Source organism: Bordetella genomosp. 9 (assembly GCF_002261425.1).
Taxonomy (GTDB): domain Bacteria; phylum Pseudomonadota; class Gammaproteobacteria; order Burkholderiales; family Burkholderiaceae_B; genus Bordetella_C.
The window spans coordinates 825,665-835,923 of sequence record NZ_NEVJ01000002.1 but is presented as its reverse complement, the minus strand read 5'-3'; the positions used below and the strand labels follow the sequence as shown (position 1 = coordinate 835,923).

General features: G+C 64.7%; 13 protein-coding genes. All 13 read right to left on the bottom strand.

The genetic code is table 11. The annotated features are described in order from the left end of the window. Positions 1-19 precede the first annotated feature (19 nt). The 13 genes from CAL26_RS09985 to CAL26_RS09925 all read right to left on the bottom strand — a co-directional run bounded on the left by CAL26_RS09985 (position 20) and on the right by CAL26_RS09925 (position 10,187). Positions 20-214 carry a hypothetical protein gene (locus CAL26_RS09985; protein ID WP_094846709.1) on the bottom strand — a complete coding sequence of 65 codons (195 nt, stop codon included), beginning with the start codon at positions 212-214 and terminating at the stop codon, positions 20-22. Between the two features lie 12 nt (positions 215-226). After that, positions 227-661, bottom strand: a complete 435-nt coding sequence (locus tag CAL26_RS09980; RefSeq protein ID WP_094846708.1) for a Bbp16 family capsid cement protein — start codon at positions 659-661, stop codon at positions 227-229. Positions 662-671: 10 nt separating this feature from the next. Continuing rightward, positions 672-1,712 (bottom strand): major capsid protein, encoded by a 1,041-nt coding sequence (locus CAL26_RS09975; protein WP_094846707.1) that lies wholly within the window; start codon positions 1,710-1,712, stop codon positions 672-674. 12 nt (positions 1,713-1,724) lie between these two features. Continuing rightward, a complete protein-coding gene (locus CAL26_RS09970) occupies positions 1,725-2,423 on the bottom strand; it encodes a hypothetical protein (protein WP_094846706.1) in 699 nt (232 codons plus the stop codon). Continuing rightward, entirely contained in the window at positions 2,420-2,746 is a 327-nt protein-coding gene (locus CAL26_RS09965) for a Bbp19 family protein (RefSeq protein WP_094846705.1), read from the bottom strand. Before CAL26_RS09965 ends, CAL26_RS09970 begins: the two co-directional genes overlap by 4 nt. A 40-nt stretch (positions 2,747-2,786) precedes the next feature. Further along, complete coding sequence (gp10, locus tag CAL26_RS09960) at positions 2,787-3,110, bottom strand: capsid staple protein (RefSeq protein WP_143277400.1); 324 nt, start codon at positions 3,108-3,110, stop codon at positions 2,787-2,789. Between the two features lie 3 nt (positions 3,111-3,113). Continuing rightward, complete coding sequence (locus CAL26_RS09955; protein WP_094846703.1) at positions 3,114-4,811, bottom strand: portal protein; 1,698 nt, start codon at positions 4,809-4,811, stop codon at positions 3,114-3,116. 6 nt (positions 4,812-4,817) lie between these two features. Continuing rightward, a complete protein-coding gene (locus CAL26_RS09950; protein WP_094846702.1) occupies positions 4,818-5,090 on the bottom strand; it encodes a hypothetical protein in 273 nt (90 codons plus the stop codon). A 12-nt stretch (positions 5,091-5,102) separates the two neighbouring features. Continuing rightward, positions 5,103-6,629 carry a terminase gene (locus tag CAL26_RS09945; protein WP_094846701.1) on the bottom strand — a complete coding sequence of 509 codons (1,527 nt, stop codon included), beginning with the start codon at positions 6,627-6,629 and terminating at the stop codon, positions 5,103-5,105. A gap of 106 nt (positions 6,630-6,735) precedes the next feature. Then, positions 6,736-7,221, bottom strand: a complete 486-nt coding sequence (locus CAL26_RS09940) for a terminase (protein ID WP_256988275.1) — start codon at positions 7,219-7,221, stop codon at positions 6,736-6,738. A 30-nt stretch (positions 7,222-7,251) separates the two neighbouring features. Beyond that, positions 7,252-7,485: a hypothetical protein gene (locus tag CAL26_RS09935; RefSeq protein WP_094846700.1), complete on the bottom strand. Its 234-nt coding sequence runs from the start codon at positions 7,483-7,485 to the stop codon at positions 7,252-7,254. 180 nt (positions 7,486-7,665) lie between these two features. Beyond that, positions 7,666-9,954: a phage/plasmid primase, P4 family gene (locus tag CAL26_RS09930; RefSeq protein WP_094846699.1), complete on the bottom strand. Its 2,289-nt coding sequence runs from the start codon at positions 9,952-9,954 to the stop codon at positions 7,666-7,668. After that, entirely contained in the window at positions 9,951-10,187 is a 237-nt protein-coding gene (locus CAL26_RS09925) for a hypothetical protein (protein ID WP_094846698.1), read from the bottom strand. The genes CAL26_RS09930 and CAL26_RS09925 overlap by 4 nt, the downstream gene beginning before the upstream one ends. Between the last annotated feature and the right edge of the window lie 72 nt (positions 10,188-10,259).

The following is a 10,259-nucleotide window of genomic DNA, read 5'->3' as shown; positions in this document are numbered from 1 at the left end:
CGTTCACCACGTCGAGCGATTACGCCAGGTCTTCGGCTTTCTTGCCGTCGCCCTTGTCATCGGGCTTGGGCTTGGCCTGCTTGGGCTCTTTGATCGGCTTGCCGTCGACCCGTTCGAACCAGGTGGCCGGGCCGGTGTCGTCCGGCACTTCGAACTCGTCGCCGGGCTCGCGGATCTGGTCGAGGTAACCGCGGGCGGTTGCACGTACTTTCATGATGGGTTCTCCTTACGCGACCACGAAGCCGCTGGGGTACGCGTTGTTGGCCTGAACATCCAGGGCCATGTACGCGTCGACGGTGCCGGCCGTGACCGAGGCGCCCGCGATGCGATACACCAGACGGATGTAGCGCTCCAGGCCGATCGGCAGACGGGCGCGCACGATGGCGGTGTTGGCCGTCAGCGCGGCCGGCGCCAGCGCGCCGGACAGCGGGAACTCCCGCGGCGACGAGAAAGCACTGTTGTCGTCCGTTTGCAGGACGACCTGCACCGTGGCGCCGGAGCCCACCACCGCCGTGCCGATACGGGCGTAGACGAACAGCGGTTCGCCGATGCCGATATCCGCCGACGAGCCGGTGTCGTAGATGTTGGTGGACACCACGTCACCGGTCGCCGAAATCAGCGACTGGCCCAGGGAGAAAGTTTCTTGGGTATCGAGAATCATGGCGGCCTCCTTAGACCACGCGGGCTTCAGTGTTCAGCAGCTGATCCACGGTGCGGATCGGCACGCCCAGGAACTTGACCACGCCATTCTTCACGCTGCCCGGGGACACCGTGCCGAACTGGTTGGTGGCCTCTTCGACCGTCAGCACGGAGTTGTTCTTGTCCTGCGCCGCGATCGCCAGGTATTCCTTGACGGTGCGGTTGGCGTAGAACACAGCGTTGCCCATGCCCATCTGCGGGATGCGGAAGAACGCGCGCGTCATCATCTTGATGATGGTCGTGGCGGCCGTCGCGGCCTGCGTGCCGGTTTGGCCGGCCAGGTCGGACACGTCGATGTTGGCGATGCGCACGACATAGCGCCAGTCGCGCACGGTCAGGCCGCATTTCCACTTCCACAGGTCGGCCAGCGCGCGGTACCGGTTGTTGTTCTCGTCGAACGCGTCGATTTCGCCCAGATCCTGGTGCTGCAGGCCAGCCTGCGAGCCCTTCGGCACGATGCCGTGCACGGTGTTGTCGCCCCACACCACCAGCCAGATGGAGGTGTTGTCCGTGCCCGTGCCGCCGGCGTCCAGGATGTTGGCGCCGCTGCCCGCCGTCAGGGACGAGTAGCGCGGCGCCAGGCCGGTGATCCGCTCGGGGTTGACCGATTGGTCGCCGTAGAACAGCGCCAGCGCCATGGCCTGGTTCATGCCTTCGATTTCGCCCTGGGCTTCGTCCAGGCGGAACTGCGCGGCGTCGCCGTTCAGGTTCACCAGATCGACGTCGACCTCGTTGCGAGCTTCCAGCATGCCGCAGGTGTCATCGACCTGGGCGCGCGTGGACTTGCTGGGCGGCACGCCCTGGTACAGCTTGCGCCACGTCGGCGTGGGGATGCCGGTGCGCACGGTCGTGCGGTGGCCGGTCGGCAGGTTGCCTTCCTTCCAGCGCATGTCCTGAAGAACTTCGTTGGACTGGCCCAGCAGGTCGATGACAGCCGCGGTGGACCCGTCGGGGTTCCGGGTGTTCTTCCAGTCGGCCAGGGTGATCGCGCCGGTCTTCGGTTGGGTGGCCATGTTGGTGGCTCCTTATTTCGGGGTGGACTTGCCGTAAAGGGCGGTAGCAGCGTCGACCTTGCCGGCCGTGGCGGGCTGACCGCCCTGCACTGCCGTGTCTTCGCTGATGGCTTTGCCCGCGCGGTACATCAGCCGGATCATTTCCGGGTGATTTCCCAGGCCGGTTTCGACCAGGAATTTCTTCAGCTCGGGAGTGCCGTGCGCATCCAGGAACGTCTTGGCGACGGCCAGATTCTCGGCCAGCTTGTCGCCGCCGAATTCCTTGTCCGCCTTCGACGCGTCGGTCCACTCAGCGTTGCGCGCCTCCATGGCCTCTCGCATCTTGGATTCGAACTTCTGGGCTTGCTTGACGCCCAGGTCCGAAACCAGCTTCTGCGCGGCTTCCTGGCTGAGGTTGTGTTCCTTGGCATACGCCTTGATCGCGTCGCTGTCCTCGGCATCGAGAGAGATCCCCTCGGGCAGCTCGAAATCGGCGTAGGTTTCCGGTGCGCCGGTCGGCTTGCCGCCGGCCTCGCCGCCTTCCTTCCCTTGCTTCTGGTCGCCATCGGCTTGCGCCGCGGGCTGTTCTCCCGCCTTTCCGGTTTGGGTGGTGTCCTGCCCGGTCTGCGTGGAATCCTGTTGTGTCGACGCGGCCGCGGCAGCCTGATCGGTCGCGCCTTGCGCGGGGGCGGCTGCGGTGTCGGTCGTGGTCGTCGTGCTGGCGTCGCTCATTGCGTCGTTTCCTTGGCTTCCCGGACTTCCCGCACCATTTGCAGGTATGCCTCGGGGCAGTGCTCGTGTATCGCGGTCAAGAACATGCACCCGAAATTGCGCATGCCCTCGTTGAAATAGATCCGGGACGACGGCTCGAAGATCGGTTGAAACACCCGCGCCTGCGCCAGCCACCCCCACATGAGCCGCCGGCCGCGCTTGTCGCCCATCAACCACAGGAAGTCGTCGCGCGCCTGCTTGGCGAGTCGTTCGGCTTCCTGGGCCTCGGCGGCGCGCTGGTCTTCCAGCGGCGCGGTGTTCAGCGGATCGTGTTCAGTGCTCATGGCTCGCCAATCTATCGGCAGGTCCAGGGGGTAAGCGCACCTAGGCGTCGCCGTACAACGACGCGGCCGGGCCCGGGCCTTCGCCGCCCAGGTCCAGCTGCGTGATTTGCAGGTTCACGCACATTTCGCTGCCCGATTGGTTCTCGTACTGGCTGGTGGTCGACACCTCGGCCACGGCCATCAGGTGCATCGTCTCGCCCACCTTCGGCAGCTGCGTGATACCCAGCTTTTTCAGCGTCACCGCATCCAGGCTCAGCGACAGGCCATAGGGGTACTTGGGCCCGTCGTCGCTGTCGTCGCCCATCAGGCAGCTGTTCTCTTTCTTCGCCTCATCGGGCGAGAGGGCCATATCGGTCATTGCCATGGTTCAGGCTCCTTGCGGGGCTGAGTAGCCCAGGAAGTTCTGGAGGATGTCGCCCAGCGCGTTGCTGTTGGCGCCCGTGGGCGCATTGCCCAGCTTGTTGGCGGTTTCGGCCATCTGCTGCGCCTGCTCGGCGGCAGCCATCTGCTGTTGCTGCTGCGCGCGCTGCTGACGCACGATGGCGACTTGCTCGTTGCCCACGATCAGCGACGGATCCACGCCGAGCGAATCGGCGTAGTTGTCGACCCAGGCGTCGGGGTCGAACTTGTCCAGCACCTCGGGCTTGATCTGTGCGACTGCGCCCAGGTTGGACACGAAACGGTCGGTGGCATTGGTGCTCACCGCGCGCTGGGCCTGGGCCAGGATCGACACGAATTCGATGTCCAGATCCTTGCCTTGCAGCTCGGGCGGCGGGGGCGGCAGCAGGCCGCCGGTAATCATGCGTTGGAAGGTGACCTCCACCAGCGGGGTCAGCAGCTCCTTGTGCAGCCGCTCCAGCACAGGGCCCAGCATGGTGAGCTTTTCCTCGTGCCGCTCGGCCACCTCGGTGGCGGTCATCTGCGGGTTATCCGCCTGCGACAGCATCAGGAACAGATCCGTGAAGAACGAGGACCGGATGCGCTGGCGCACGTCCTGGATGTCCTCGATCAGGTATCGCGGATCGAGCTGCACCTGGAACGCCGGCCGGATGCCCGCGTTGGGGTTGGCCATGTCCACGTACGACACGCCGCCGGGCAGCAGGTCGGATTCATGGCCCTTCAACGTGACCGGTGCCTGCAGGGGCGGCTTGGTCATGTAGTCGATGGCCTGGGCCTTGCGTTTCTGCTCGTGCTGCAAGGACAGCGCATCGCCCAGCGCCATCATGCCCGGGCCGATACCCCAGGTGTCGCCAGGCTTGACGATCCACCGCGGCACGACGGCTGGAAATTCCTTGAAGCCGCCTTCGCGCAGGTAGTTGTCGCCGTTCTCGGCGGCCCACTCGAAATAGACCGACTTCCACGCCATGTTGCGCGCGTCGCGCTTGGACGGGTCGCGGTCGCTGCGCGGCTCGACCACATGCATGACGCCGACATAGGCGTCCAGCGTGCCATTGTCGTACTGGCTCTGCACGGACGAACTGCACTTGCTGTATCCGAACTCGGACACCAGCGCCGCCACGGTCATCTGCAGCTGGCGGTAGATCGTGACCACCTCGCCGCGGGCGTCCTTCGCGATGCGGTACTCCCCAATCGTCATGGGGTACAGGCGCGTCACGTCCTTGAAATCGTCCATGATGAGCGCCGCGCCCGTACCGTAGGCGCCGAGCTCGTCGTACATCGCGTGCAGCACCTGGTACGTGTTGCTGCGCCGGAACACGTTCAGCATGCGGCTGGTGACGTCCGAGCACCAGAGCTTCACGGGCTGGTATTTCATCAGCTCAGGGTCGGGCGTGGCCAGCCGGATCCACGGCCGCGCGGGGCTCGTGGCGCCCGACATGAGGCCCGCGCCGAGCGTGCCGTTGGCCGCCAGCGCGGTGTTGTCGATGATCCGGTTAAAGCGCGGCGGCGTCGTGGTCGTGGCCGGCGTGTCGCCCAGCAGAAAGCGGCCCGTCTGCGGGCTCACCACGCTGCTGATGTCGCAGAACATCGCACGCCAAGGCGAGAATTCCGTGTTCAGCGCTTCCCAGCGCTTGCGGTAATCCACCTTGGTGGTTTGCTCGGCCATGGCGTGTCAGCTTCCCAGCAAGGTGTTTTTGCCCAGCTGCAGCGCGTTCGGGTCAACGCCCGTCGGCCCGGTCAGCAGCGTGCTGGGTGTGCCGCCCTGCGTGTTCTCGGTGGCCGAGTTCGCGTCACGGAACTGCGCCGCGGTCGGCGCCTTGGACTTCTGCGGGGGCGGCGTGGGGGCCGTGGGCGCAGGCGTGGCGGGTTGGCTGCTGTCCTTGGTGAACAGGTGGCCGGGGTCTATCGCGTTGCTCAGGGTGTCGCCCAGGTTTACGCCGCACATAGCGATCTGCCTTTAATCTCGTGATTGCAGCGGATCGTATTCACGGCGGGCGGCGGTAAGCGCACCTGGGCGCACCAGGTCGCTGCGGCGCGGGGTGTCCATGCGGGCAAGCAGGTAGGCGCTGGCCCAGTCGGGCGACCGACCAATGCGCTTGATGATGTCCTCGCGGCTTTCGACGTAGATCGTGCTGCTTTGCAGCCGCCACACGGGCGCGGCCAGATCGACCAGCAGCTGGCGGTCAGGCGGCAGCGCAATGCCTGTGTCGTTGGCCGGGTCCAGGTCTTCGCGCATCCCCCACCACAGCTGGGACCGGATATTGGCGAATCCCAGCTTGCCGGACTTGTCGCGCGCGGTGGCCTGCTCGGCCACGTTCACCCCGATAATCTGCTGGTTCGCATGCCGCAGGAAGTCGTACGGTGACGCCCCCACGCCGATGACATCGATGTGGATGGGCGCGGCATCACGCAGGGCGGCGATGACCACGCCGGCCACGGCCGGGCCGTCTGGCGTCGCCTTCCCCTCGTACACCAGCGGCTCGTCGTACCAGTTGCCATGGCGCCGTGCCAGGATGGTGTTGTCGCGCCCGCCGCGCGCCACGTCCACGCCCAGGCTGTCCATGCGGGGTTTCGGGCTACGCTGCTTCCAGCGGGCTTGCGCGGCCTCGATCCAGGCCGTGGGGATGACCTGCATGGCATCGTCCTCCATGCCGGCCTGGAAGTCGCCATGCAGCATTTGCGAGCGCAGCGGCTCGGGCAAGGATTGCAGGGTGGCCATGTATCCGGTCCCCATCAGGTACGGGTTATCGCTCACCCGTGACGGGATGAACGTGCGCGACAGCGGCGTGATCGTGTCGCCGCCGTGCTGGAATGGCGTGCCGTCGGCCACCTCCACGTCCTTGCCGTCGATCGTGGCGAACCAGCGCAGCTCGCCGGGCTTGGCCGGATTCGGGTGCTTCGGGTCCAGCCAGGGGGCGAAGAAATCGACGATCCAGCGGCCTTCCGCATTGGTCGGTGGGTTGAAGGTGAGCAGCGCCTGGCACCGCTGGTTTGGGTCGACCGATCGCAGCCAGCCCAGGAGCGCGCGCACCTGCGATTCCAGGAAGTTGGCCGCCTCGTCGAACACCAGCAGGTCGTGCGGCCGGCCCTGGTACTTGTTCCAGTCGTCGGGGTTGGGCGTCGATCCGAACTCGATCTGTCGGCCCGTCAGGCGCCATATGCGCTCGGCGCCGTTGTAGCCGTCGCGTCCGCCCAGCAGCTCCGTGAAGCGGTCCACAATGCCCGTCAGCTGCGTAGCTTCGCGCCGCAGAACCAGGACTTTCTGGTGCTGGGTCAGCGACTTGCCACACGCCAGATCGGTCTTGCCGCCCCCCGCCGCCCCGCCGTACCCGATGATGGTTGCGGTGCTGGTGTAGGCCATCGTCTGCGGCCCGGGTAGCGGATACCACACCTGGGTAGGCAGCAGCGACAAGATGCGATTCACCTCGGCACGCTCAGCGGGCGTGAGGTACGGCAGGATCTGCTGAATCTCCGCGGCGTTCATAGGTCATTCATCGCCGCGAAAGCGAGCCCCGCAACCCACACTCCGAATGCCAAGAATGGCTGGTGCACACCAAGCAGTAAAAGGCCGCCCAGGAACGCATAACCACTCATGCCAGGTCGTCGAACGAATCTTCGTCGCTCGCGGCTTCGAGCCGCGCCTGCCCCGCGGCCAGGATGGCGGCCAAGCGGCCCGCGGCCTGTGCGTCGTTCATTTCCACCGGCCCGCCGTTGGCGCCGGTGAGCTCCATGGCGGTCTTTTCGCGGTACTTCGGATCGCGGGCCTTGAGCAGGAAAATCAGCAGCGTGTCGCTGTACTTGCGCACCGTGCCGCAGTTGATGCCCTGGTAGAACACAGGCTCGTCGACACCTTCCTCGGCGCGGCGGCGGGCCTCGTCCTCAAGACCGAGCGTGGCGATGCGCATCGCCTTTTCCCACTCCTTGGCGAAGACGTCATCGCTTTCGCGCCACTCGTACACCGTGCTGCGGCTCGCGCCTATCGCGGCGGCCGAGCGCGTGACGTTGCCTGTCTCGGCAAGCGTCACGAGAAAGGCGAATTCTTTTTCAGGTGTCCGAATTACGTTCATGCCCGCCATGTTGCGGCGGGGTCAAGCCGGTAAGCGCACTTAGCCGATGGCCCGGTACGCCACAGGGGTGGTGACGCGCTTGCGGTAGTTCACGATGTCGCGGGCATGGCGCCGGCTCACCTCAAACTTTTCGGCCAGCTGGTCATAGGTCCAGCCATCCACCTCGCGAAGCTGCCGCATCAGCTCCACCTCGGCATCGGTCAGCGTGGCCCGCTGGTGGTCCTCGCCCACCCGCAAACCGCGTTCATCGACCCCCACAATTCGCTGCGTCATGTGCGCCGCTCCTATAAACTCGCAAATATTGCGAATTCGTTATTTCTTGCATGTTCCACGGGTGAGAGGGGGTGAGAGCCCCTAGACCCCCTCTCAACCTATTCAGCCTATATACCCTCTCTTATTTATTCTCTATACGCGGAATATATTGAGATGCCTACTCAGGTAACTCAAGGGCTCTCAAAAATCGAGTAACGCGTCGGCCAGATATGATTCCTGCACGCGAATCCCCGCATAATGCGGTTTTTGGCGACCATCTACCCGATTGCGCACTTTTTGCAACCCGCGAAAAGCTGCACGTAGGTTTTTGGCGAATAGGTCTTTGCCCCACATAGACGTGCGGCCGCGATCCGCGCACCACGTGGTCCAAGCCGCATACAGGTCATCGAGTGAGCTGATGAGCCCTGGACCCATCTCGCAAGCCTCCGATACGAACGCCGATATCGGGCTGCTGAGCGCCGCCATCTCCTCCATGTCTTCCATCCCGGCCGCCGGCTGAATGAAATGCCCGCGCGCGCGAAGCCGGTCCAGGCCGTCCAACGCCCACCGAAGGATGCCGGGCAGTTCCTTCTGAAGCCTGGCGCCCAGGCCCAGGTCTTCGCGGCCGTAGAACGATTCCCGCATCTCCAGCGTGATGAAGCGCCCCGCCAGCGCCCCGCTGGCGTCCCCCAGCTGGGGTGTCTCGTTCGTCAGGAAGACGAATCGGGCCGACAGCTTCCCGCTCCAGGCGTCGCGGTTCTTTCGGTCCACCGTGATGTCGTCCTCGCCAGACACCATGAGCAGTTTCTCAACCACCGCCTGGGTGTTCGAATGGGCGCCCACCCGGGCGTCCGGTACCAGCGCCACCAGCTTGTCGATCAACGGCTGCATGCCAAAGTTCGACGTCAGGCTGGTAAGGGTCGGGCTGACCAGATTGCCGCGTCCCACCAGGGATCCCAGTACGCGCCCGATGGTGCCTTTGCCCGACCGCTTAGGGCCGATGATAAGGAACATCTTCTGCTGGCTGGTATCGGCGGTCAGGAGGTAGCCGAACATCTCCTGCAGTGTCTGCCGGCTTTCATCGTCGCCGGGGAATACCTGATCGAGGAACTTCAACCACTCCACAGGCTCGATATCCTCGTCCCAGCCATACGGCAACGCGTTCAGTGTGAAATAGCTCGACGTCGGGGGTAGCAGTCGCCGGCTTTCGATGTGCAGGATGCCGTTGGCCATGCTGATGAGGTCGGCCGCCGGCGCGCCAGTGAAACCCGGCAACCAGCATGGCGCCCTCAGGTTTCGCCCCCTCGCGGCAGAACGCAACGCGTCCAGCGTGGCGTCGATTTGCGAGGGTGACGGCATGTACGACACTATCTCACCGTCCTTGCCATGTTTCTTCGCTGCGCTCAGCCACTGCCACATGTCGGCGCGCAGGTCTTCCGCGGGCAGCTCAGCCCAATGACTTCCAACGTGGTAATACCAAAGGCCCCCGCAGCGCATGAGGGTCGCGCCATCATCACCTTGGTATTGGGTATCCAGGAACTTGACCGCCGTTGTCAGGTGGTCCTTCGCGTCCAGCACGATGTCGTCCTTGTGCTTGGCCGCTATCGCACGCCGGCGCACGCCGCGCAGAGTCAGCGGCGCGCGGTTGCCCAGGCGCCCGAAGCTATCCCACTTACCTTCCAGGTGCACACGCCCCTCGGTGGGATAATCATTGCCGGTCGCGCTCCACTCGTCCCATAGCTCCAGCCCGCGTATATCGCCCGCGGTCTCATGATGCAGGGCCATACCGACCTTCAGCCATTCCTCATAGCTGGTGTTCACCTCGGTGAGCGCCAGCCACCCGCGGATCTCGTCGTCGCTCGCGTTCAGCGGCGGGCTGTAGGTCATGAGCGGGTCGTCGTCCAACGCGGCGCCCTTGGCCGCCCACTTGGTCGACGTGCCGGGGAAACGCTGCGCGAATAGCTCCAGCACTTCCGGGGTCAGGTCTTCGATCTTGTCGTGATTGCCCACCATGTCGCAAATAGGCAACACGTTCCCGGTGAACGTGAGAAAGCCACTACCGCAGAATGTCTCGAAGCCGAACACATCTTCGGTCGCCCTGCTCTTCTTGTCCGCGATGGCGCCGCGCATGAACGCATGAACGCCGCGCCCGGATGGGGACCACTCCGCGTACGTGCCCATTACCAGCGCCTCCACCTCGGGCAGAAGATTGCCGTCAGCGTCCACCGCGTTGTCGAAGTCCAGGCCCACCAACCCCCAATCAGGCAGCATGATGAATCCCAGACCCTCCCAGCCCCCGGCGTCGAACGCCGCAAGCGCCGCGTCAAACGTGGCCAGCCGGCTGCGGTCCTCGGCACTGCCCTGCACCCCCTGGCGGATCCGCCCACCCACGTAATAGGGCACTTTGCGCGGCTTCTTATCGCCCGGGGTCGAAACGTACTTCCATAGAAGCCAGCCGCGGATATCGCGAAGAGGTTGCGGTGCCTTCATGCGTCACCCGTGAGGATAGAAACATCATGCTCCAACCCCAAACGCAGCTCTTTCAAGTCTTGCCACGCGCGGTAGTGTTTGTCGCATGCCACCCTGGACGCATGAGCTTCCGCGAAATCAAACACTGCCTTCGCAGCCGCCTCCGCATCGATCAAACAAGCAAGCCCTTGGCGCAGTTCGGTGACATCCGTCGCGCTCCCAGGGGTGATGTTCCAGTTGCTGATATACAACATTATTATTTGCTCCAAGGCAATTCGTTAGCACACATCGCGGCGCACGCGCGCCAGGATCGGCCCCAGCGCGTC